We start from the raw sequence: 24,714 nt of genomic DNA on the forward strand, positions 1-24,714 counted from the left end.
CCATGCGGCACGGGCCCTGCCTATCTTGCGCTTAAGGCTTATTTACTGGCGGCGTAGAGCTCATTCATTTCCTTGATCAGGTCGTCCCCGCCGCTCTTCTTCCACAAATCGAGCGCCGCCTGGAAGCCGGCTTCGTCGATTTGGCCGACGATAAACTTAATTCTCGCGTCATTCAGGATATTGTCGAGCTGCGCCCCTTTCTCCGTATACACCTGCGAAATGAACGGCTCGGCCGGATTCGCGACAATCGATTTTTCATTTTCCTTCTGAAGCTCCGTCTGCTTCAGCCGCAGCGGCGTCTGCTTCACCTTCCTGGCGCGGTCCTCGGGAATAAAGGTCAGCATTTGATTGAGTCCCTCCACCTCGGATTCCATCAGCACCGTATCTTTGCTGACGACGACGGAATCGTCCTCGATCGTATGATGCGTGCCTTCAAGACCGTAGCCAAGCATCGTCTGCAATTCCGGCTCGTTTAATTGGTCGAAGAACGCCAGCACCCGCTTTAGTTCCTCCTCCGTTTTCACGGCGGATTTCGGAACAGCCAGCATGCCGGCAAAGCCGGAGGTGGGCAGCGTATGCAGCACGCCGTCCTTATCCTTCACGCCCGCGAAGACGTCCATGTAGTGGACATCCGGCTGATCCTTTCCTTCCGCCGCAAGCGCCGCATGGATTTTATCGTCGGCCCGCGCAGCGCCGTCGATCACATCGATGATGACGCCGGCTTGATTGTTCACGATCGGATCGGTCCATTTGGCGGAATCCATAATCGCAAAATCCTGGTTGATCAGCTTCTCGTCATACAATTTCTTCATAAATTTCAAGGCTTCGAAATAAGGCTCCGTCAAATGATCCGGCACGAGCTTGCCGTCGATTTCGCCCCATCTGTTCGGCGCCCCGAACCATAATTTAATATTATCGAAACCGCTCGACCAATTGCCCGTCCACTTGACGAGCACCATGCCGTACGTATCGTCCTGGCCGTTCTGATCCGGATCCTTCTCTTTAAACGCTTTCAGCATATTGTAGAAGTCATCGATGGTCTCCGGCACCGTCAGGCCTACGTTATCGAGCCAATCCTTCCGGTAATAGACGCCGTTCCGGCCGAGCGCCCGTCCCCTGTAAATGCCGTAATTTTTTCCTTCGACGGAGGAATTGTTTAAGATGACCGGGTTGGCGCCGCTTAAGTTCGGATAGTCCTTCAAATAACCGCCGATTTCCCAGAATGCTCCCGATTTGGCGGCGTTTACGAAGCTTGGCGACTTGACGTCGGGCACATACATGATAGTCGGGAGCTTGCCGGATGCCAGCGTAATATTAAACTTGTCCACGTAAGATGCGTTCGGAACCCATTCGAAATGAATGTCCGTGTTAGTCTGCTTCTCGATCTCCGCCGCAACAGGGCTGTCGTCCTTCGGGTAGTTGGTTTTGAAAATCGGAAGCATAATGTTGAGCTTAAGCGGCGTCTCTTCTTTCATCTCTGCGTTCGTCGGCTGCGCTTCCGGCGAAGCTGCACCAGACGGATCGTTCCCCTCCGAATTGCTTGGCTGCGAGCAGCCGATGAGCGACCCTGCCGTGAGCGCGCCGACAAGCAGCAACGAAGCCCATTTGCTTAACGTATCTCGATTTCCTTTCATGCATGTACCTCCCTTAGATATTTGTATTATATCGTAAAACCTCCCGCGCTTGGCCGTTTGCTTCATCCGGCGGAAGGATCTTACTTCGGTTAACCTTTGATCGACCCGATCAGCACGCCTTTGGCAAAATGCTTCTGAAGAAACGGATAGACAAGCAGGATCGGCACCGTGCCGACGACGATGACCGCCAATTTGATCGATTGGTCGGGCGGTTTTACAAAGTTCGGATCCATCGCGTTCAGATCTCCGGCCGCGGCCTGCGAGAGCAGGACGATTTGGCGAAGAAGCACCTGGAGCGGCCACTTCTCCGGATTATTAATGTAGAGCAGCGCCGCGAAGAAATCATTCCAATGGCCGACGGCATAGAACAGCGTAAAGGTTGCAAGCACCGGCTTGGACAGCGGCAGCACGATTTTCCACAGCAAGCCAAGCTCCGAGCAGCCGTCGATCTTGGCCGCCTCCTCCAGTCCCGGCGGCAGCTCCTGGAAAAAGTTTTTGACGATAATTAAGTTAAAGGCGCTGATCGCCCCCGGCAGGATGAGCGCCCAATAAGTGTCCAGAAGCGTTAGCTCGCGCACGACGAGATAGGTCGGAATCATTCCGCCTCCGAACAGCATGGAGAAGATCACGAGATTCAGCACCGTGTTGCGTCCCATCAGACTGCGGCGGGCGAGCGGATAGGCCATCGTTACCGTAAAAAACAAATTGACGAGTGTTCCGATTACGGTGACGTACATCGATACGCCGATGCTTTTCATAATCGTGCCGGTCGAGAATATGAATTCATATGCCGCCAGAGAAAACGTCTCCGGAATGAGGAATACGGCCCTCTTCGTAATTTCGGCGTCCGTCGCGAACGAACCGGATATGACATAAATAAACGGAAGAATGGCCGCTGCGGCAAACAAGCCAAGGAATACGTAATTGGCGGCATCGAATGCCGTTCCCGACACGGTTCTGTAGGTTTTAGCCATTGTAAACTCCTTTCTCCCAATGCTTTAATAAAGGCCGGATTGACCGAACCTCTTCGCCAAATAATTGCTTCCAAGCACGAGAATGACTCCGATGACCGCTTTAAATAATCCGACTGCCGTACTGTAGCTGAACGCTCCTTGCGTGATTCCCATCATATACACATAGGTATCGAATACTTCCGCCACTTCGCGGTTAAGCGGGTTAAGCAGCAAATAGATTTGCTCGAAGCCGTTCTCGAGCACGTTGCCCATTCGCAGGATCAGCAGAATGATAATCGTGCTGCGGATCGAGGGCAGCGTAATATGCCAGATTTGCCTCCAGCGGTTCGCTCCGTCCACGATAGCCGCCTCGTACTGCTCGACATCCACCGCGGCTAGCGCCGCGAGGAAAATAATCGTGCCCCAGCCGCATTCCTTCCATATCGTCTGTAAAATAATGATCGGCCGGAACCAGTCGGGACTTGCGAGAAACTCGATTTTCTGGCCGGTGTATTTAAAGATCAGCTCGTTCACCGGCCCGCCCTCCGTCGTCAGGAAGACGTAGGTCATGCTGGCTACAATCACCATCGATATAAAATGCGGCACATAGATCAGCGTCTGAACCGATCTTTTAAATACAGCCAGCCGCACTTCGTTCAGCAGAATCGCCAGGACGATCGGGGCCGGGAAGAAAAAGACCAAATTATATAATGAAAGCAGAAGCGTATTGCGGAGCAGCATAAAAAACTCGGGATTCGAGAAAAAAACCCGGAAATGCTCCACGCCCACCCATTCGCTTTTCCAGAAGCCGGTAAACGGCTGATAATTTTTGAAGGCCAGCAGAACACCCCACATCGGAACATATTTGAATAATAGGAAGTACAGCAGGCCGGGCAGCAGGAGCACATACAGCCACTTATCCTTCTTCAGCCTGCTCAGCACGCCGGGCCGGGATTTTAGAGATGGCCGGTTCGAGTTGGCGGCAGCAATCTGCTTCATGTTCGATCACCTCCGGATACAATTGATGCCGCATCAGCGGTATAGCCCTATTATGGGAACAGCGGCCGTTTTCCGGCAATTAGACATTTTTGCCCCGTGCTGTTGCGGCTTCCTCGGATGTCGCGCAATAATGTCCAAATCCGGCAAAAATATCGCAAGCAAAAAACCGCCCCAAGAAGAGAGCACTGCAAAAGACTTCCTTTTGAGTAACAGTGAGCTTCAAATTGGAAATGTAATTGAGAATACTAAAAAAGCAGCTCGTTCCTCATCCGAGGGCGGGCTGCTTTTGCTCGACTAGCTTTACCATTCGTTTCACATTCACAACAAACGCGGTGAGATACGTCTGTATTCGCATGCGAAATAGACCCCGGTATTTGGCTGTTGCCATACCGTGAAACCTCTTCATCTCTGCATTTTTGTGTTCAATAATCGGTCTGCGCTTAATACGCTCTTTAAATGTATCGCTAAGCTCAAACTCGATCTGCTCCTTGAAGTGCTCCGCAATAATGCGAATCGAGTATGTCTTGCTTTTTGAGTTTGGTTTGTAACAGCCTTCGCTCAGCGGACAAGTCTTGCACTTCTCAACATCAAAATAAAACACAAGGGAGCGGCTCTTTCCGCTCTGTTTACTTCCTTGCATTGCTTTCCGAGTACTATGCTGACCAGCAGGGCATATCACAAAATCCGCATCTTTGTTGTATTCAAACCCTCCTTGACGCTCGCCTCCATGATGAACAACAGGGTTTAGCGGAACGACAGGCTGAATCGATTCTTCTTTCATCTCCGCTAGATTATCTTTGCCAGAATAAGCTGTATCTGCAATGATTTCCGTTACCGTAATTCCGTTTGCTCGCGTCTGTGACAACAGCAAGGGTAGTTGTTTTCCATCATCGTTGCTGCCTGGCGTGACTACGACCGCTGTAATAATCTCTTCTTCCGACATAGCTAAATGCTCTTTATATCCAAAGAAGGATTTGGTTTGGCTTTTCCAAGCGAATCGTGCGTCTGGATCAATGGCGGAAAGAATGCCTTTATGGGATAGCAGTCGCTCGTCTGCTACGATTTGTTTAGCGATTTGAACCTTGTCGCTAATTGCTCCTTCATGATCGGGCAGCAGTTCCTCTACGGTTTCACCCAATTTAGCCAAGTAATGTAGCATGATCTGCGCTGCGTCTTCTTGCTCACTTTTTACTCGTGGTAGGGCTGGAAGCTTCTTTTCCAGCTTCGGATGCCGTTTCACAACCGCTCGCAGAAGACGTTTGGCAGCATCCCGTAACACGTCCAAAGGACGCTGCTTTTGACTTCCGGCTTGGGTATGAGTGGCATCTAAAATAATTGTTTTACTCTTAATGAGTCCTTTCTCCACACATTGACTCACCACTTGCTTCAACACGTCTTCCACTTGGCTTGCCCCAAGTCGATGATTCCGAAAACGCGATAATTGAGAGGCATCCGGCAAAGGGTCTTCCGGATTAATACCAAGAAACCACTTGTAGGCTAGATTCACTTGAGCTTCCTGTACGATACGCTCATCCGAAAGGTTGTAAAGGATCTGCAAAAAGAGAAGACGAAATAGCAGTTCAGGCTCATTAGCCGGTCTGCCGTAGTATTTGCAATAGCTGTTTTCGACCAACTCATGGATAAAGCTGAAATCTACAATGCAATGAATCTTTCGCAACAAATGTTCTTCAGGAACAAGATTATATAATTCCGCATGGAATGATGTAGTTAATTGTCTACCGGCGTGTAACAACAGACTCATCTCGCTTTTACTTTTCTTCCATTATACAACAAGCCCAGCACCGACAGGGTACTGGGCTCCATTTTACAGAAACTGTATTCGTTTTGGAGGGCTCTCCAAGAAAGGGCGGTTAATTGTACGGCTACGGATAAATCAGCCGTCGAGATTTCGATATTACGAACGTTATCCTTTCAATCCCGAGCTGGTAATTCCTTCCACAAACCACTTCTGGCAAATGACGACAACGATAAGTAAAGGAATTAAAGCCGACACGGAGGCTGCCATTGACAGAACGTAGTCGGTTCCAAACTCCTCTACATAGCTGGTAAGTCCGAGCGGAATCGTATAGAGAGCTTTATCCCTAAGGAAAATCAACGGTTGTTCGTAATCATTCCAGTGCCACGTAAAAGTAAGGATTAATAAGGTCATGAGTGCAGGCTTGGTAAGCGGCAAACAAATTTGCCAAAATGTACGCCAATAACCAGCTCCGTCGACTTTGGCCGCCTCCAGCAATTCTCCGGGGAGGGTACTGAAAAACTGCCGCATAAGAAACGTTCCGAATACGGTAAACATTCCGGGCAAGATCAACGAGTAGTGCGTATTAATCAATTTCATCGTATCGAATAAAATAAACCGCGGGACCAGCAGCACCTGACTCGGAATCATCATCGTGGACAAATAAAGCAAAAACAAAAAATTGCGGCCTTTGAACTGCAAACGAGCAAAGGCGAAACCGGCCATGGCGCTTGTAAACAAATTGCCTGCTACCGTTAATACGGTAATCTTCAGTGAATTGAAGTAATAAATGTAGAATGGATTAGCTCCCGTCCACACTTTCTTATAGTTATCCAGATTCCATTGTGTCGGAATCCACTGAATCGGGTAATCGAATACCTCCCCGTTCACTTTAAACGAAGTCGAGATCATCCAGAGAAAAGGGATAATCATTACCAATGCGAATAAGCCCATTAAGATGCTGACGAATACCTTCATGGTGAAGGAAACAGATTTGCTTCTTATACGTTTATTGATAAAGTTAGCCGTTTTTTCCATTTTATTTGTGGCCTCCATAATTTCCCTCTCCTTAGAAATGTTGTTGCCATCTTTTTTGGAGCTGCCATTGAAGCATCGTTACGACGAAGATGACGGTAAACAGGATCCAGGAAACCGTTGCGGCGTAGCCCATTTTGTAAAAACGGAACGCGAGCAAATAGATGTGATAGGCCAGTACATAGGTTGAATCGATAGGACCTCCTTGCGTCATAACGGCAACTGGCCCGAACACCTGGAAAGACCAAATGACCAGGGTGATAACAATAAGAAAAGTTGTAGGCGTGAGCATGGGTACCGTTATTTGCACAAGCTGCCTTAATTTAGATGCTCCGTCTATATCCGCAGCTTCATAAAGATCCTTGGAAATTCCCTGAAGACCAGCCAAATAAATAACCATCGCGTAACCAATTGTCACCCAGACCGACATCAGAATAATCGCAAATAAAGCATATTGAGGGCTTGACAACCAACCCGGAGGATTCGAAATGCCGATACTGCGAAGGAATCCGTTAATCGGACCTTCCTGTGCGTTATACATGATGCTCCAAATGATCGAAACGGCAACAAGGCTGCTTACATAGGGCAAAAAAATCATGGTACGAAAAAGTTGTTTAAAGTAAACGTATTTATTCAGGACGACTGCCAGCAAGAGACCAAGCAGCATCGAAACGGGAACGCTGACGATCGTAAAAATCGTGTTGTTGACTAATGATTTTAAAAACTTCGTATCATCCCCCAGTTCCTGAAAGTTGCCAAATCCAACCCAGCGAACCCCATCGAAACCTTTAAGATAATCCCAGTCCACAAATACCAGAAACAAGCTGAAGACGATCGGAAAAAATACGAACAACAAGTATCCCGACATATTAGGCAATATAAACAAATAGCCGGCCATTTGTTCCCTGAATTTCGCATTGTGCCAAAGTTGTTTCATCCCATGGCCTCCTCATCTACTTTACTTATACGGTACTCATAGGTTAACTGGGAATTTTGAACTTCACCTGGAACGTCTTTCCTTCCGAATCCGCGGTATGAACCGTGAAGCGGATGGTTGGAACCGTCTGTGTTACCGTAATGCCGGGGTCTGCGGAAATGACGGCGATTGCTTTTTGGGCAAGTTCGATCTCAATCGTTCCGTGATTTGCACGAGTCGGGTCGGCTGCGGAAACGGTCAGTTCACCGTCCTTTTCCTTGATCATTACGGAGGCGACTTTGTTGCTGGTTATTCCGCCTGCCGTGGTTTTCTCGTTGTTCCAGAAAAAAGCGCTTGTGATACCGAGTTTTTTCTCGTTCACCGCATGAACGTCCGGTGAGTTCGCCAATATCCTGATATCCGGTTTGGAGGCATAATCCGCCGTTTGTTTTGCCGTTTTATTAGGCAGCGTTACGTATTGGTACGCGGCGTTGTCCGGGCTGATGCCGTGATCGAGCCGCAGCGTCAAATAATTGCGGGTAATCGGATTATCCGGCGACGGTTTCAGATTGACGTTCAGGTCACCCCATTTAGCCGTTCTGGCCAGACGCGAACCTTTAACGGTCCGTCCTCCTGGAAAATAGTATCCGATGTCGGAATTCGGAACATTTCCCGCCAGGTGAGCCCACGAAACATTGTTCATCGTTTCTTCCGATCCGAGCGAGGTAAGTTTGGCCTTTCCGTTTACGGTCAGCGCGTTATCTCCGGACGCATTCAACTTCCGATTGTCCACGATGGTTTCAACGGAGTAAGCCTCTTCATCGTCCAGCTGAATGCCGGATCCAAGCGAAACCACTTCGTCGTCGAAGAGAAACCACGATTTATTCCCTTTTAGCGAAGTGCCCGATGCCCCTGGCGCCGTGAGGCCCATTCCGACTACTCCGAATTGTCCGTCCGATACGCCGCCGACCCGATTATCCGAGTTCACGTGAACCGATTCATTGACGTTGACCGTTCTTGGTTTTGTATCGACCGTAGTTCCGGGGAGCCGTTTATAATCAACGGTCGCCCAGAAATGATCGCTGTATTGTTCTTTATCTTCCGTATAGGTGTAGGTCATTCCCGAACCGGAGTACCAACCTTTGCGCAATTCAAAATTGTTTTCGAAATTTGCGACTTTATCGGAGAACATGCTGATGCCGAAGCCAAATCCGGGACGCACATGCACGGCACGGGCCATTCTGCTGAATATTTTGTTATAGAAGATGTCACCGCGGGAAGGGATCGCCGGATCCTTCACGATTTCACCCGCTCTCCAATTCATCTCGATGGAGGCATCGATATAAAATCCGCTGTCATTGCTGACCAGATATTTAACCAGGCTTATAAACTTTGCCGCATCCGCTTGCGGAGCGATTTGAGACAAACGAATAAGGCTAGCGGTCACTTTATGTCCTGCCACGGAATCCTGGAAATTGTAGCGGGCTACTTCTCTGCCCCGGACCATATCCATCATTAAACCGGTTTTATACAACAATGGCTCGAAGGAATCATAGACCCAATTCCAAACATTGGCGCTCTTCGGATCGGTGACTTCCCAAGGGGTGTCTTTCAATAGATACATGACATCGGAAAGGTCTTTAAGGAGGGAGTTGCCATAACCGCCATTATAAGCGAATATGCCATGCTGTATAAAGGATCCGTCCGGATAGAAACCATCGCCATTGGTTGCGTATGCAAAAACGTTAAACCGGCCGTTTCGGCCATCGGTGACATCGCTCAAACCGTCGCGCGCCTGAATCATTTTATCGCTGCTTTCACCGGTAATTCCGCGCAGGGCATGGACGATGGCGCGCCAAACCCGATTGGCGGCCATATATTTATATTCTTCGACAGAGCTATAGGAGACGGGGCTGTTATAATCGATCGCGGCCGTCCAAGCGGCGATTTGTTCCGGGGACAAATCGTCGTACATCATCACCATGATTTCTCCGAGCCGCAGCGGAGATCCGATTTCAACATACCACCATTGCGAAGTGCCGGGGCCGGGTTTGGCCGAATTGAAACGATTCGCGTTCAACCAGTCCAACGCTTCGATAATATCCGTCTTCAAGGCGTCGTCGTATTGAAGCGAGCTCCCGCGGGTTGTGTAAGCCAGAGCCAGTGCTTTGATCCGGTCATAGCTTTTAAAAATATAAGTTCTGGCGGAAAGTTCCGAGGAGCTTGCCGGCCATAGGCAATTGCAATCGATGCGGTCCGTTCCCCGTTGAAGTGAATCCCGGTAACCGATGGCCGTATCTTCGATCTGTCTGATTTTCGCGGCGATTTCCGGAGTCGCTGGATCATAGAGGGTTCCGCCTGTCAATACATCTTTCCATTTCTTCCGAAGTTCGTCATAGGCAGCCTCCGATTCTGCGGAAACGGTAAAAGCCGACGATACGAGGAGAGCCAGAACGATAAGGAAGGCAAAAGCTGGTTTAACGATATGGCGCACATTATTCATCCTCCATTCGGTTTAGAATAGGTGTGGGTTGAGCAGTTACAAATACTGCTCAACCCACTTTCACAACCCGGCCTGCCGGTTACTTTTTTGCTTTTTGAATCGCTTCGTCCGCACGTTTTTTCATATTTGCCAACGTCACATCAATCGATTGCACATCCAGCAAATACTTTTCCAATTCGTCTTTATAAATGGAATCTTTTAATTCCGTAGGAACCGGTACGTTATATTGGGTAGGATAAATATAAGTTGCCGAAAGAATGGCGGTCAAAGAAGCCGTGTCAATCAGATGGCCGAAATCTCCGATCAACAGCTTGGCGATTTCTGCGCTGTCCGCTTTTTTGTTCGAAGGTATGCGTCCGCCAGGCACCATTTTTATGTTTCCGCCTTGAAGGTACCAGCTGACGAATTTCATAGCCGCTTCTTGATTGGCACTGTTTTTATTAATCGAAATATAATCGCCGGTACCGCCCATCGGATTGACATTTCCGCCTTTTTCATATTGCGGCATCGGAGCAAATACGACCGGAAAATCATGCGGGAAGTTCTGCGTATCCTTGATATAACGAAGAAGATACAAACCTGCCGGCATCATGGCCACCTTTTCGTTCAGCAGCTCGTTTTGAAGCGACAGCTTGCCGACAGTTACGTCCGTGTATTTCGTCATTGCACCCGAATCTTCCAGCTCTTTTTCAATTTCCAAACCTTTCTTTAGAGCAGGGCTGTCAAAGTTGGACATTCCCTCGGGCGTCAAATAAGAGTCCTGCGGTTTGGAGCTTGCCAGCGTCATCTCCCCTAAAGTATGAATCGCGGGATCCGTCATCGTTCCTTTTCGGCTTCCGTTGGTCAACTTTTTGGCAAGCGCGGCAAAATCATCCCATGTCCAATCCGTCGGCACTGTCTCTCCTATTTCATCAAGCGCATTCTTGTTGATCATGACGACTGCTTTGCTGCGCGTTCCCGGCAGATAGTAGTACTTATCCTCGAATTTTTTGATGTCCGAGCTGCCGATGACTCCCTCAACGTCAAATCCCGCTTTCGAGATTAAATCGTCAAGCGGAGCCGCCATTCCGGCATCTACGCGTTTGGTCATCCTTTCATCGCCATAGGTGATAAAAATATCGGGACCGTCGGTTGAAGATAAAAGAGCGGTTTCAAGTTTCAGGTTTCCGGCATCGTCGTTCACATAACGCTCATAGGTTACTTGAATATCCGGATTTTCCTGGTTCCAGCTGTCTACCACCTCTTGCGGACCGCTTTCCGCCGGGACGCCGCCCCATAGTTTAAGCTTGACGGGCTCTTTCGATTCGCCCTTGCTTTCTTCTTTTGGAACCGCAGAAGGCGTGTTCCCGGAGTTGGAGCTGTTTGCGCTACTGCAGCCCGCAACCAGTAAGGCCATAGATAATATGATGGCCAGTGTAAGAAAGGAAGCCTTTTTCATTGTTCCATCCCCTCCTCATTTTGAGTAATCTTTAAGATCACCTTCATCATAATGAATAGGCATCTAGAAGAAAATGGCGTAACCTTTCCGCCTTCTGCTGAATTCTTTTCTATTTCACCGGATGGATGGAGATATCGCTTCGAGCAGAAATGATTCTGGATAATTCTTTGTGAAGTTCAACCTTTTCTTCTCAACTTCTGCCTAAAACCATCTTGCGGTATTCGGTCGGATACATCCCTTCCAGCTGCTTGAAGCTGCGGCTGAAATGATTCGGATCCGCGTAGCCGATTTGCTCGGAAACCTCATATATTTTCAAGCCGGGTTCCTTCAGAAGCTCTCTTGCTTTCTTCATCCGAATCCGGGTGAGGCAATCGGTAATCGTTTCGCCTGTTTCTCTCTTAAACAAAATACTTAAATAATTTTCCGTAAAACCGACTTCCGCAGCGAGATCGGATACCTTTAGCGGCAAATGCAACCTGTCATTAATGATTCCGATCACATGCTGGATTTCGGGACGCCATCTTTGCCGGCCATGCTTTTTTTTGTAATTCAAAAACACCTGAACCCATCCAATAAACCACTCATAAATGTCTTGTTGAGTCTCGGCGCCGCGAATCACATGATGAGGATATTTCCCCTCGTGAAGGGTCACCGAATAAATGTCCAATTGTTCCGATTTTAAGCTTAGAGCGAACGTGTCCGCCAATCGAATCCATTGTTCGCGCAGCGCATTCGGAGTAGAGACGGGATTTTTGCTGCAGGATAGAACCCAATCCGAAATCAATTGGAGGATGCCCGCTTCGTCATGCTCTTCAATCCGTTTCAACCAGATCGTAAAGTCAAACGGTTGCACCATATCCGTCATCGTTTCCGGAAGCTCGCCGTATCTAATTATTTGGCCTCGGCCCCGGTAAAAACGGTATTCCAGCGCTTCGTTCGCCTCCATAAACGCTTTGGTAATTTCCGGATTAGTATGGCAGACGGAAACGCCAAAGCTTAAAGACAGCTTTAAGAAAGTACGGACGGCATGGCGAATTTCTTCCAGAAATAGAGGATCAAGCTGCGGTTTCAAAATGACAAACTGACCGCGTTCCAGCTCGACAAACTCTGCGCCGCCATACTTTTTGCAAATTTCCGCTACGACATTTGCAACGGTAAAATTTAGCAGACGTTCACTTTGAAAACGGTTATGGTCAAGCAGAGAATCATAGTCTTCAATTTTCGCTACTGCAACCGTATAAGGCGCTTCAAATGACAACAGTTGAAAATCACGGAGCAGCTCGTCCATTTCACGCTCTGTGCTTCGGCGCATCAGCAAATCGCGCAGCCGCTTTTCCTTCACTTCACGTCCGTACAGGTTCACCTTATTTTCCAGCCGCGTTACTTCCTCATTTTTTTGGCGCTCGGCAAACAACCGGCTTCGGATCGTCTGCAGTTTATCGAGCAGCTCGGAAGGATCCATCTCCAATTTGATAATATACTCGACAGCTCCCAGGCGCAGAGCGGTCTGAACATAATGAAAATCATTGTGGTTGGACAGCATGAACACTTTGATCTCCGGCCACCGTTCATGAATGCTCTTCAGAAGCTCCAACCCGTCCATCCCAGGCATACGGATATCGGTAAGTACAATATCGCATGGCGTTTGTTCCAATATCGTTAAAGCTTCCAGTCCGCTTGACGCCTCGCCGATGATTTCAAAATCTTCATCTGCCATAGGAATAATCGTCTTGAGACCGATTCGAACCAATATTTCATCATCCACGATTAAAATCCTCATCAACTTCCCCCCTCCTTCGCAATGGCAGCATAACACTCACTTTCACTCCCGAATCCGGAACGCTGTCGAGAAATATGCCGTATTCGGGGCCATACTCCAGCCTAATCCGGTCATTGACGTTGCGAATGCCAATCCCGCTATATTTCGCATGTGGCTGATTCATTTGTTCAACGACTTGCCGTCTCGCTTCCTCGCTCATGCCAACGCCATTATCCGTTACGGTCAGTATTAACGTATCGTCTTCCGCCCGCGCGCAGATCAGAATACGTAATGGAAACCGGTTGCCGTGAATGATGCTGTTTTCAATAATCGGCTGAATCGTAAACTTAACGATTTCACAATTTTGCAGCACTTCCGGAACCTGCACATCAACTTGGATCTGATCGTGGTATCTGATTTCCTGCATGGCCAAATAGACGGTTAAATAATCCAGTTCTTCCCGAATCGTAACGATCTCTTCATGCTGCCGCATGGTGAAGGTTAACAGCTTCCCCAGCTTCGTTATCATGTCGCTTACATGATTGGCGCCGGACAACAAGGCCATCCACTTGATCGAATTTAATGTGTTCAGCAAAAAATGAGGATTGATTTGCGCCTGCAAGGCTTGAAATTGCGCTTTTTGCTTTCGCTGCTGCTCTTCAGACAAATGAGTAACCAGTTCCTGGAGTTGGCCAACCATTTTATTGAAATTGGAACCGAGTAATGCGATTTCATCACTGCCGCGTACGGCAACATGACTATTCAGATCCCCTCTTCCGACCCGGTTCATCGATTTAATCAATTCCTTGATCGGATGTGTAAACCGAAACGTAAGACCTACAAAAGCGACCGCAAATAACGTGAACCACAACAGCACCCATCCGATCGACCGGTTTTTTACTTGATTAAGCTGTGAACTAAAAGCCTTGCTCTCGGTCAGCTGCAATAAAATCCATCCCGTACCGGACAGCCTTGTCTGGTTGACCAGAAATTGCTTGTCTTCAAGCTGAATTCGGGAAATGCCGCTGCTGTCTTGATAGATCTCGTCAAGAGGAACGAGGCGGTTTCCGGGACTAAACGTTGAATCGCCCAACAACACCGTTTCGTTATCAAGCAGCAGCGAATGGATGCCTGACTGATCTTTGAACCTTAATTCCTCGCTTGAGTAGAAAAAAACAGGTGTCGGAATCCCGATCATCAATACGCCGTTACCCGATTTCCATTCGGAATTAATTAAACGGGTTAATAGCAATAACGGCTGTTTATGCTCCGTTTCCTTCATGATAAAAGGAAGCGTCCAGTTCGGCGAACCGGATAGTTCCAAGGTACGGACAAACCATGGTTGATTGTCCAGGCTTTCATTTTGGGCTCTTATCGTACCCTCCCAGCTGGTATTGATATATCCTCTGAAATCATATAGAGCCAGATACGCATCGCTGTCGAGCAATACATCGCGTATATTGGACAATTTACGCTGAAGATTGGAAAAACGGTTGAAGGCCGAGTATTCCGTCGTCCAGTTTGTCGAATCACGCAAATACTTCAAAGTGTCCGGATCGTTAATAATCAGGTTGGACGCCTTTACCGTTCGTACTAAAACTTCGTTCATAGCAAGGCCTTTTCTCTCTAAGGCCGTTTGATTGGACTCATACAGCGTAGTCTCCAAGATTTTCCTGGATGAGTCGTAAAACCGGTAGATAATAAAAACGACCGGAAGAAAAATAAGAATAATCAGAGATAGAACAATTTTACCGCGTAAAGTACGAGGCAGCAGGTAAGACATTGTGAGGCCTCCTTCCATCGACAGCTTATCGAATAATCCGCTGTATTGACGCGTACTTGATGCGCAATTGCTTGTCTCCTTCGGCGCCTGTAATTATAAGTATGTCGTAGCCGACCGGAAAAGCCGTATTCTATAATAAAAAAGAGCTGTCCTGCCAGGTCAAAAGAGACCCGGCAAGACAGCTCATTTCTTATTCGTACGCTTATTTTCTTAATCTCTGATTCTAAATCCGCCTCTCCGCGACACGGGCTGGTTGGATCATCTTATCGCCCTTGACTGTTTTTAAATTATTTCTGACAGGTCCAACGATGAACTTGCCGAATGGGACCTTGTTCATGTATTTCGTAGTGAGCCACGCTACGCTAAGGCAGGTGACGTAAATGAGCGGAATTGTAATAAATTGGTTCATGTTTGTAGAAAAGGGCAAGTACAGAACGACAAAAACTCTCATGAATACGCTATGTGTCAGATAAATCCCGAAAGAGTGATCCGAAATGGAAACGACGAAGTCGGGAACTTTTTTAATCCGATTCGAAATATAAAAAATCAGAAAAATGATCGAGGGGGCGAACAATAAATAACCAATCCCTTTGGAGCTGCTAACAGGCGATATATCAAAGAATTTCAATGCTAAAACCGGGATGACGGTGATGAACGGCAGCGCCAGCACCAAACGTTTGTTTCGGTTTATCACATCAATAAACTGGTCGTAGTGCTTGCCGCAGTAATATCCTAAAGCAAAATAAAAAGCCCATCCGATAAATGGCAGCCAGCTTGTATAATACCAGATATACTCAGCGATATTCTCACTCGCAAAGCCAAAAGGCGGAACGAAATTAAAGAAAGCAAGATAGGCGGCATTTATGGCGAAAGAGACAGGAAGCACAACTTTGGCGGACCATTTTTTCAGCTTGTTATGAAACAGGTAATGAATAAGGATGAATTGAATAATGATCAAGATAAAGTAACCGTTATAATCTGCCATAAAAATATTTCTGAAAGCGGCGGTAAGTATGTTTTGTGTTGTATACGGTTCGCTGCTCTCATGAACCTTATAAATAGAGCCTATTATCGCCATAACGATATAAGGGGGAATTAGATATTTAATCCGCTTGGAAATAAATTGGGTTGGCAAGCTCCCTTTATAATTTTTGGCAATAAGAAATTCGGTGATGAAAATGAATACGGGAGTACCTACATTGAAAATAAGCCTTGCCCCACTCAATAAAGCATTTTGTTCATGGATCCTGCCCGTAAATATTAATGCATGAACCATAACAACAAACAGACACCCGACACAGCGTAATATGAGTATCTCAAAAGATATTTTTTTATCCATTAAAAGACCACCTTCGTCAAAAAGTTATTCATCTATTAGACTCTGACTGTCATCAAGCTGTTGAACCTCACCGTCCTTCCAATTATTCATAGACCCGGTTGAGGTCTAAACCATACCTTAAGCGGATAACATCGCGTTACCGATGAATTCATCGGAACCGGCAGCGGCAGAATCACCGAAAGAGCATAATCGCGTTGTCTATCCGGGAATTCATGTTTTTGTTGTTTCTTCCGGTTAAATGAGACAAAAAACAATAAATTATTCATTTCGAATAATAGTATACAATAAAACAATTCGTATTGAATACCCTTTTACGGTAAATCAAAATCGGGTGATCACGGTATCGGTTGGTTTTATTGCAAAAAAGAACGCTTCAAAAGAAGCGTCCTTTCTGTAAACCGTTTATATGACGTCGCGAGTGCCATCCCGAATGCTAACGCTTCGCCGTCAACGGCTTCTCCAATGCATACAGCTCATCCTCCAGTGATTGCATCCGCTCGATCACGGTTTTGCGGGCATCCTGAATGGCGTGGTTATATAGATGCGGACCGATTTCCTTGATCATGAAATCAAGCAGCTGTTCCGCTGCGATCGACCCGATCTCCTCCGAGCGCTCGAGCTCGAAATATTGCTGGACGCTCGCGACGAGCCTCTCCTTCTGCTCCTTAGGCAGTTTTAATCCCATCATCGCTTCATTCCTCCAATTGTCCGCGTAGCACGGTTACCGCTTGTCCCGACAAATACACTCTGTCTCCTGACGGCTTCACCTTCACGATGCCTCCGCGGCTTGACGCCTGGAAGCCGACCAGCTCTTCCTTGCGCAGCCTCTTCGCCCAGTATGGAGCGAGCGCGCAATGCGCAGAGCCGGTTACCGGGTCCTCATCAATGCCCGTTCCGGGATAAAAAGCGCGGGATACGAAGTCGTAACCACCGCCTCCGTCTGCACGGCTGGTCACGATGACGCCGCGGGCAGGCAGACGGGCGAGCAGGCCGAAGTCGGGCTGAAGCGTCCGCACCGTCTCCTCGCTATCCGCCTCGACGAAATAATCCATGCGGTTGCGTCCGGCAAACCGCGGAATAAGCCCAAGCCCCTGCAGCAGTTCCTCGGGAGCAACCGCCGCCTCCGGCGTCTCAGCGGGAAAGTCCATCTCAATCCATTCTCCTGCTAATTTTGCCGTTAGCAGCCCGCTTCTGGTCATGAAGCAGGCCTTTTCGTCCTTGGCCAGCCTTCCGGTTTGCCATAGGATATGCGCGGCCGCGAGCGTGGCATGGCCGCATAGATCAACCTCGGCTTCCGGCGTAAACCAGCGCAGGCCGAAGCTTTCCCCGCCGGGAACAAGAAACGCCGTTTCAGACAAATTCATTTCGGCGGCAACCTGCTGCAGCCATTCCTCCTCGCAAGGTTCATCCAGAAAGCAAACAGCCGCAGGATTTCCCTTAAATCGTTCATTCGTAAATGCATCGGCGATATAGATCGCGTAACTCATTCTCTCGACATCCCTTCTGCTTGGTCCTGCCTCACAAAAAAAGAACCTGCTTCCCAAACGGGGCAGGAGCGAATCGTATCATCCGCGGTCTGTTCCATTTGCAAGCAAGTCCTTTCCGACGATTATCCTTTGAGCGGAATGAGCAGCTCGACAGGCTCTTCCTCCAAATGATGCTCGTCAATATAAAATAACTCCAGCGATACGGCGTTTTCATGCTTTTCCAGCCGTATTTCGTTAATCCACGTATGCAGCTGCTCATAACCTTCGCCGATCCGTTTGTTCGAACAGGCGACCATGGCATACCGGTGCGCCGGAATCGTAAACTGTACCATGCCGGGAGGAACCTCATCAAGATGCTGCACCTCGTAACAAGCCCAATAGGTGGCAAAAACCTCATTCCCGAAATAAGGACTATACAATACGGTAGACTTGGCTGCATCTCCGAGCTCGTGCTTTCGAGTCAGAAACTCGGTCTGCAGCCGAATCGCCTCATCCGGAAAGGTTGAATATGGACCGCAGTAGCTAATTCCAGCCAAATGGAGTGCAGGCCTTGTAACGATGGAGCAGTTTTCCACGCGATTTCCTCCTTCGGATCTGTCAGGACTTGTACGCTAGGATGAGCTTTCTCTGCTCCTAGTGTACCATGATTTGCTAGTAAATGGCTACTCGAATTCAAGCCGTTCCATGCGCCGTCTCGCTTTTGCCGATCCCCGATATGCCGCGCGGCTATATACCGATTCACGATACGTTTTAAGAGCCGGTCGAGCGGTAATGTCGGACTCCTATTCTCCAAACGAATAAACAAGGCAGAATAAATACGATCCCCGCAAGCGGCGCGAGCATATACAGCCATTCATTTCCGGGCGCTTTATCCAAAATGTAAAGCAGCGGCAAGTAGTTCACGCAGCCGAACGGAATAATGAAGGTAAAAAACCTCGTCACCCATTTTCTATAGATTTGGAGCGGATATTGCGCCATCTGTCTGCCGCCGTCGGTGAAAATATTGACAATTTCAAGACCTTGAACGGTCCAGAAACAAAGCGTCGCGGCCAGAATAAAGATGCCCGTAAAAATAAACGTTCCGCTTATCACCATCAACATCAGCGTAACGGCCTTCAGCAAGGTCCACTCTACCGGAAGCCGGCTGACCGCCCACGCAAGCACCAGCAGGCTCTGTACCAATCTCCCGGCACGGGTAAACTCGAATTTTGAGCCTAGCACCTGAATGATTGTTCCTCGCGGACGGACCAGCACACGATCGAATTCTGCATTAGCGACCATCCCTGAGAAATTGTCGAAGCCCCTTGCAAAGCATTCGCTTAGCGAGAATGACATATGGATAACGGCAAAGCAGAGCGCTACCTCATGAAACTGCCAGCCTTCAATTTGCTCAAACCGTTCGAACAAGAAGTACAATCCGGCGAATACGGAGAATGGAACAAGAAATTGTCCTAACGCCAGCAGCCAGAACGAAGCGCGGTACTGCATCTGGGATTTGAATAAAATGACGACATATTTCCAATAAAGCCTCATAGCCGCTACCCCCCCTGAACGACGACTCTACGCAGCGCTTTTGCCATTGCGAACCATCCGATTCCAATGAGCGCGGCAAGCCATGCAAGCTGAATTAGGATTCCGGTCAGCGCATCATTGTACGGTATATGACCGGAATATACGCGAAACGGAAAGTCTGCCGAATAGCGGAACGGAAGCAGATTTACAATATTTTGAAGCCAAATCGGCATAAGCGGGACCGGAATAACCATACCTGCCAGAAACTCGCCCAAGACGGCGAACATGAGCAGCGATCCCGATGGGGACAGCGTCACAAACACGGAAATATACATGAGCATAGAGAGCGCCACCATGATCAATAAGCCAAGTAGCAGCGTCATTGCGAACAAAAGAAATGTAGATAGATCTGAAGGCGGAAGCAGCTGATAAGGCTGAGGAAGAAACAGGGCGACCGCAATAATCGGCATGCTGCGCAGAAGCGCGCTGGCCAGCCGCTGCGCGAGCAGCTTAGCGTACCATAAGCCGTAAATGCCGCTTGGCCGGCAAAGCTCATAAGCGATATTTCCGGTCGTAATCAGCTGGAACAGTTCATTGTCCCTAAACCATAGGATGATGAATGCCAGAAAGGCTTGCTGGAGCCAAATATAACTTATCAGTTCATCCAACGAAATCGGCGCGTCAATGCTCCCTTGGCTGTAAAACGCCTCGTAAACCATGATGATGATGAAACCCCAAAAAAATTGCGTCGCGATGCCCGCAAGCGCGGCTGCGCGGTACTGCATGCCATGGAAAAGCCTAAGCTTAAAAACCGATACATACGCTTTCATTATATTTGATGCTCCTTATACAATTGAACGATCAAATCCTCAATCGGCTGCGTATCAATCGCGACATCAAGCAGTTCTACTTGCTTGGACAAGTCGATTAACACATCGGAAATGACGGCTTGCTCCGTGTCTACCCGAAGCACGGCGCGTTCCGGCGACCACGATTCGACGACCGCGCCGGCGATTTGAAGCGGTTCGGGTTGATTCCGGTATACGATCGTCAACGTCTTATGCGTTCCGAACCGGCTGCGGATCGCATCGAGGCTTCCGTCGAACAGCAGCCTGCCTTTGCCGATCAGGATGATGCGCTGCGCAAGCGCTTCGATGTCGTTCATGTCATGCGTCGTCAGGATCACAGTGACCCCTTTCTCCTCGTTAATCGTCCGGATGAAGCGCCGGACGGCGATTTTCGAAACCGCGTCCAGTCCGATTGTAGGCTCGTCCAGAAAGAGGACGCTCGGACTATGAAGCAGCGAAGCAGCGATCTCGCAGCGCATGCGCTGGCCAAGACTTAGCTGGCGCACCGGCGTTTGAATGATGTCCTTCAGATCCAGCGTTTCAGTTAGGAGCGCCAGATTGCTGCGATACTCCTGCTCCGGCACATCGTAAATATCGCGCAGCAGCTCGAACGAATCGATCACCGGTACGTCCCACCACAGCTGCGAGCGCTGTCCGAACACGACGCCGATATGCTTCACGTAAGCGACGCGGTTCTGCCAAGGCGTAAATCCCATAATGGAGCAGATGCCGCCGTCCGGCACCAGAATCCCGCTCATCACTTTGATCGTCGTTGACTTGCCGGCTCCGTTCGGACCGATATAACCGACGATTTCGCCGGGGTTGATCGTAAACGAAATGTCTTTAAGCGCTTCCACGGCAGTGTACTCCCGATGGAATAACGCCTTCACCGCCTCCTTCATGCCGGATGATCGTTTGGCGACATGAAAGGTTTTGCTTAAGCCTTTAATTGTTATCAATTTCGTCCCTCCGTTCAAGGTCATGGAAGAAGTACTCTATCACTCCGTTCCACTTCTGTCAATCATTTCTTTCCGATTCAAACAAAAAAATCGCTCTCCACTGCCCGTCGGGCAGGATAAAGAGCGATTTTGTCTATTGATAGATATCATTGCGATTAGAAATTGAAGACGAAGTCGTCGTCGTGGAGCGGCTCGACATGAATGGTGCGGACGTAGCCGTTTCCTTTCTTGGAGAAAAAGTCATGCTGCTTCGTGTGGGTGCTGATGCCGTTGAACACGATCGGGTTGACCGGCTCTTCCGGGAAATGCGGCTCCAAGCCAAGATTCATCAGCGCCTTATTCGCGTTGTAGCGCACATAGGCATTTACTTCCTCAGCTAATCCGAGAGGCGAATAGAGATGCTCCGTATAGATAATCTCGTTCTCGTACAACTCGTTCAGAAGCGCGTACACTTCGGTTTGAAGCTGCTGCTGCTCCTCGCTGCTGAACGTCTGGAACAGCTCCTGCGCAAGCACGCCGACATACAGTCCGTGAATGCTCTCGTCGCGCAGAATCAAGTCGATGATTTCGCCGCTGCTCGTCATTTTGCCCTGACCGGCCAGGTAGAGCGGATAGAAGAAGCCGCTGTAGAACAGATAGCTTTCCAGGAATACGGAAGCCGCCATCGCTTTATACAGCTCTTTCGGTCCCGTAATATTCGTGTACCACGATGAAATAAGCGCCGCTTTCTTCTGAAGCTGCTCGTTTTGCTCCACCCATTTGAAAATATCGTCGATCTCTTCGCCGGATGCGAGCGTCGTGAAGATGCTGCTGTACGATTTTGCGTGAATTTGCTCCATCATCGACATGAAGGAAAGCACCGCTTTGCGCTGGAGGCCGTCGACATGCTCCAAAATTTTCGGCATGCCGATGCCTCCTTGAATCGTATCGAGCAGCGTCAGTCCGCCGAGCACGTTTTTGTATAACGTGCGCTCGGCGTCGGACATTTCCATCCAGTCCATTTTATCGTCAGACAGAGGGATTTCATCATCCGTCCAAAATTGCATCACATTTTGCTGCCAGAACGTTAACGTGAAATCATCGTCCGGGCGGTTCCAGTTCACTGCCTTCATTTGGTGAGCTCCTTCTTTGCTACTTAAGCATCATTTGAATTAGCCTTACACGGCGCAGCTTGTGCACTCCTCGACGGAAAGACGCTTCGTTCTCGTGTAATAAAGCGATTTGAGCCCCTTTTGCGCCGCATATACGTAGAAGCGCGCCAGCTCGCGGGTCGTCACGTTACTGTTAACATGCAGCACCGACGAAATGCCTTGGTCGACGTGCTGCTGAATTTCCGCTATCAGGTCGATCAATTTGAACTGGTCGATGTTGTAAGCCGACTTATAGTAGAAGTAGTTATCTTGAGACAAGTAAGGCATCGGATAGTAGGTCGTCGAGTTCGCGTATGTACGCGTCTCGATATGCTCAACGATCGGCATAACGCTCGAAGTCGCGTTTTGGATGTAGGAGATGCTTTGCGTCGGCGCGATTGCCAGACGGTACGCATGGTACAAACCATGCTTCCGCACCTTCTCCTTCAAGGCTGCCCAGTCATCCGGCGACGGGATGTCCATGCCTTCGAACAATTCCTTCACTCTTGCCGTCTTCGGACGGAAGTCGTTCTCCACGTAACGCGTGAAGTAGGTGCCCTTCGCGTATTCGGAACGGTCGAAATCCTTGAACTTGATGCCGCGTTCCTTGGCGATCTCCATGCTTTGCTCAATGGAGTAGTAGTTCATCATCATAAAGAATACGCCGGCAAAATCCTTCGCTTCTTCGCTTTCGTACGCGATTTTGTTTTTGGCCAGGTAGCCGTTCAGGTTCATCGCGCCGAGACCGACCGAATGAAGCTCCTCGTTTGCCTTTCGAACGCCCGGAGCGTTATCGATTTTGGACAGATCGCTTACCGTCGTCAGCGCTTCGATGCCGACATGAACGGATTCCTTCACCTTCTTGTGCTCCATAACATTCACGATGTTAAGCGAAGCCAAGTTGCAGCTAATATCGCGTCTGATTACGTCCTCATAGCCGTAATCTTTAATTTCCGAAGTCTCCTGCAGCTGAAAAATTTCCGTGCACAGGTTGGACATTTTGACGGAACCGATATCCTTGAGGGCGTGAATGCGGTTTGCATTCGACTTGTTCATGATGTAGGGGTAACCCGATTCCAGCTGAATCGAAGCGATCTTCGTAAGCATGTCGCGCGCGTTCATCACTTTTTTCTTCGTGACCTGCTCGTTCGCGAGCAATTCCTCGTACATTTCATCCATGTCCATATCGTCCAGATGCTTCCCGTACGCCTTCTGCACGGAATGCGGTCCGAACACGAAGAGCGGCTTGTTCTGCGCGGCCAATTCATAGAATTTATTTGGTATGATCAGGCCGATCGACAAGGTTTTGATGCGCGACTTCTCGTCGGCGTTAATTTTTTTGCAATCCAGAAACTCGAGAATGTCCCATCCGAAAATATTATAATAGCCTGCGCCGGATCCTTTGCGCTGCCCCATCTGATCCGCGTAGGAGAACGCGTCCTCCATCAGTTTAAGAACAGGCATAATGCCCTTCGCTGCGCCTTCCACGCCCTTGATCGGTTCGCCGCGTCCGCGAAGCTTGGACAGGTTGACGGCCACGCCGCCGCCGATCTTGGAAAGCTGCATGCACGTGCCCAGCACATAGTTGATCGAGTTAAGAGAATCGTCCATCTCGAGCAGGAAGCAGGACACCATCTCGCCGCGGCGGCTCTTGCCGGCGTTCAGGAACGTCGGTGTTGCCGGCTGCAGACGCTGCTCGATCATCGCTTCCGCGATTCGGAGCGCTTTGGCCGCGTCTCCTTCGCCGAGATGCAAGGCTACGATCGCTACGCGATCCGAGTATTGCTCCAAGTACTGCGATTTATTATTCGTTTTCATCGCGTAGTCCTTATAGAACTTCGACGCAGCCATGTAGGACTGGAATTCAAAGCCGCTGTCAGCCGTCAGCGTAAATACGGCTTCGACCTGCTCATATGTATACTTCTTGTACACGTTATCATAGTAATCGTTCTCTATTAAGTAATCTAGCTTCTCGCGGAGAGAACCGAATTTCACGCTTTTCTCGGCTACTTCTTCCATAAAAGCGGCGACAGCCTCTTTATCTTTATCCAACTGGTAAAATCCGTCGGCGCCGCGCTGCATTAACTCGTTATTCAGTTCAATATGCTTCAATGGTTCGCACCCTTTCGACAAAATGTTGCATATCCTGACTTGTACCCGATAATTCAAATTTCAATATGACGGGAACATCGTACATCTGCGAGATCGTGTCCGCGCTCTTCGCAAACCCCGGTCCCCAGTTTCGGTTGCCGCTCGCGGATACCCCTCGCAGCAAGCCCGAGTGGCTTCTCAGGAACGAAGTTACCTTCTCCGGAACCTGGCCGAAGCCGGTTGTGTACGTGACCAGTACGAACGGCTCGTCCACCTTTTCCTTCTCATCAATAGGCACTGCCCGCATATTCAATTTGTTGATGAACCGCTTGACGTTGCCTGTCTTGGAATCATAGACGACTAGCATAACACGTTCGCTCCCCTACTGAAATTAAGCAATCAAAAAGCGCTTCCGACTAGTATTTCAGTCAGATGCGCTTGTTCAAGATTTACCAAAAGGCAATCATTGAAGGCACCCTATACATCAATATGTAGTTGATGCTCTTGATTCTACATCAAGATATAGGATAACGTCAATGAGAAAAATGGAGAAATTATGAATCTATGATTTT

General features: G+C 48.8%; 19 protein-coding genes and 1 pseudogene. All 20 read right to left on the reverse strand.

Annotated elements, in window-relative coordinates:
* Positions 1 to 38: 38 nt before the first annotated feature.
* The 20 genes and pseudogenes from H581_RS0118460 to nrdI all read right to left on the reverse strand — a co-directional run bounded on the left by H581_RS0118460 (position 39) and on the right by nrdI (position 24,509).
* Complete coding sequence (locus H581_RS0118460) at positions 39 to 1,634, reverse strand: extracellular solute-binding protein (protein WP_028611310.1); 1,596 nt, start codon at positions 1,632 to 1,634, stop codon at positions 39 to 41.
* A gap of 89 nt (positions 1,635 to 1,723) precedes the next feature.
* Positions 1,724 to 2,608: a carbohydrate ABC transporter permease gene (locus H581_RS0118465; protein ID WP_028611311.1), complete on the reverse strand. Its 885-nt coding sequence runs from the start codon at positions 2,606 to 2,608 to the stop codon at positions 1,724 to 1,726.
* Positions 2,609 to 2,632: 24 nt separating this feature from the next.
* A complete protein-coding gene (locus tag H581_RS0118470; protein ID WP_028611312.1) occupies positions 2,633 to 3,586 on the reverse strand; it encodes an ABC transporter permease in 954 nt (317 codons plus the stop codon).
* A gap of 265 nt (positions 3,587 to 3,851) precedes the next feature.
* Positions 3,852 to 5,348 carry an IS1182 family transposase gene (locus H581_RS0118480; RefSeq protein ID WP_281169547.1) on the reverse strand — a complete coding sequence of 499 codons (1,497 nt, stop codon included), beginning with the start codon at positions 5,346 to 5,348 and terminating at the stop codon, positions 3,852 to 3,854.
* A gap of 162 nt (positions 5,349 to 5,510) precedes the next feature.
* Entirely contained in the window at positions 5,511 to 6,398 is an 888-nt protein-coding gene (locus H581_RS0118485; RefSeq protein WP_245600062.1) for a carbohydrate ABC transporter permease, read from the reverse strand.
* A gap of 13 nt (positions 6,399 to 6,411) precedes the next feature.
* A complete protein-coding gene (locus H581_RS0118490; RefSeq protein ID WP_028611316.1) occupies positions 6,412 to 7,314 on the reverse strand; it encodes a carbohydrate ABC transporter permease in 903 nt (300 codons plus the stop codon).
* 43 nt (positions 7,315 to 7,357) lie between these two features.
* Positions 7,358 to 9,796: a polysaccharide lyase 8 family protein gene (locus H581_RS0118495; protein ID WP_036718803.1), complete on the reverse strand. Its 2,439-nt coding sequence runs from the start codon at positions 9,794 to 9,796 to the stop codon at positions 7,358 to 7,360.
* Between the two features lie 79 nt (positions 9,797 to 9,875).
* Complete coding sequence (locus tag H581_RS0118500; RefSeq protein WP_051250944.1) at positions 9,876 to 11,234, reverse strand: ABC transporter substrate-binding protein; 1,359 nt, start codon at positions 11,232 to 11,234, stop codon at positions 9,876 to 9,878.
* Between the two features lie 190 nt (positions 11,235 to 11,424).
* Positions 11,425 to 13,014, reverse strand: coding sequence for a response regulator (locus H581_RS0118505; protein WP_028611319.1), 1,590 nt, complete (start codon positions 13,012 to 13,014; stop codon positions 11,425 to 11,427).
* Positions 12,992 to 14,776 (reverse strand): sensor histidine kinase, encoded by a 1,785-nt coding sequence (locus tag H581_RS0118510; protein ID WP_028611320.1) that lies wholly within the window; start codon positions 14,774 to 14,776, stop codon positions 12,992 to 12,994. The genes H581_RS0118505 and H581_RS0118510 overlap by 23 nt, the downstream gene beginning before the upstream one ends.
* Before the next feature lie 223 nt (positions 14,777 to 14,999).
* Positions 15,000 to 16,115, reverse strand: a complete 1,116-nt coding sequence (locus tag H581_RS0118515) for an acyltransferase family protein (RefSeq protein WP_028611321.1) — start codon at positions 16,113 to 16,115, stop codon at positions 15,000 to 15,002.
* 433 nt (positions 16,116 to 16,548) lie between these two features.
* Positions 16,549 to 16,803, reverse strand: a complete 255-nt coding sequence (locus H581_RS0118520) for a DUF2164 domain-containing protein (RefSeq protein ID WP_028611322.1) — start codon at positions 16,801 to 16,803, stop codon at positions 16,549 to 16,551.
* A gap of 4 nt (positions 16,804 to 16,807) precedes the next feature.
* Positions 16,808 to 17,602 (reverse strand): PhzF family phenazine biosynthesis protein, encoded by a 795-nt coding sequence (locus tag H581_RS0118525; protein ID WP_028611323.1) that lies wholly within the window; start codon positions 17,600 to 17,602, stop codon positions 16,808 to 16,810.
* Between the two features lie 122 nt (positions 17,603 to 17,724).
* Complete coding sequence (locus H581_RS0118530) at positions 17,725 to 18,177, reverse strand: GyrI-like domain-containing protein (protein ID WP_028611324.1); 453 nt, start codon at positions 18,175 to 18,177, stop codon at positions 17,725 to 17,727.
* A gap of 175 nt (positions 18,178 to 18,352) precedes the next feature.
* Entirely contained in the window at positions 18,353 to 19,135 is a 783-nt protein-coding gene (locus tag H581_RS0118535; RefSeq protein ID WP_028611325.1) for an ABC transporter permease, read from the reverse strand.
* Between the two features lie 5 nt (positions 19,136 to 19,140).
* Positions 19,141 to 19,944: an ABC transporter permease gene (locus H581_RS0118540; RefSeq protein ID WP_028611326.1), complete on the reverse strand. Its 804-nt coding sequence runs from the start codon at positions 19,942 to 19,944 to the stop codon at positions 19,141 to 19,143.
* A pseudogene (locus H581_RS0118545) lies at positions 19,944 to 20,798 on the reverse strand (ABC transporter ATP-binding protein); the annotation flags it as partial. The gene H581_RS0118540 and the pseudogene H581_RS0118545, both read right to left, overlap by 1 nt.
* A gap of 278 nt (positions 20,799 to 21,076) precedes the next feature.
* The gene (nrdF, locus tag H581_RS0118550; protein ID WP_028611328.1) at positions 21,077 to 22,033 is read right to left on the reverse strand and encodes a class 1b ribonucleoside-diphosphate reductase subunit beta; all 957 of its coding nucleotides are present in this window, start codon (positions 22,031 to 22,033) and stop codon (positions 21,077 to 21,079) included.
* Positions 22,034 to 22,078: 45 nt separating this feature from the next.
* Positions 22,079 to 24,163, reverse strand: coding sequence for a class 1b ribonucleoside-diphosphate reductase subunit alpha (nrdE, locus tag H581_RS0118555; RefSeq protein ID WP_028611329.1), 2,085 nt, complete (start codon positions 24,161 to 24,163; stop codon positions 22,079 to 22,081).
* The gene (gene nrdI, locus H581_RS0118560; protein ID WP_028611330.1) at positions 24,150 to 24,509 is read right to left on the reverse strand and encodes a class Ib ribonucleoside-diphosphate reductase assembly flavoprotein NrdI; all 360 of its coding nucleotides are present in this window, start codon (positions 24,507 to 24,509) and stop codon (positions 24,150 to 24,152) included. The genes nrdE and nrdI overlap by 14 nt, the downstream gene beginning before the upstream one ends.
* Positions 24,510 to 24,714: the final 205 nt, after the last annotated feature.

This window comes from Paenibacillus harenae DSM 16969 (assembly GCF_000422465.1).
Classification (GTDB): domain Bacteria; phylum Bacillota; class Bacilli; order Paenibacillales; family Paenibacillaceae; genus Pristimantibacillus; species Pristimantibacillus harenae.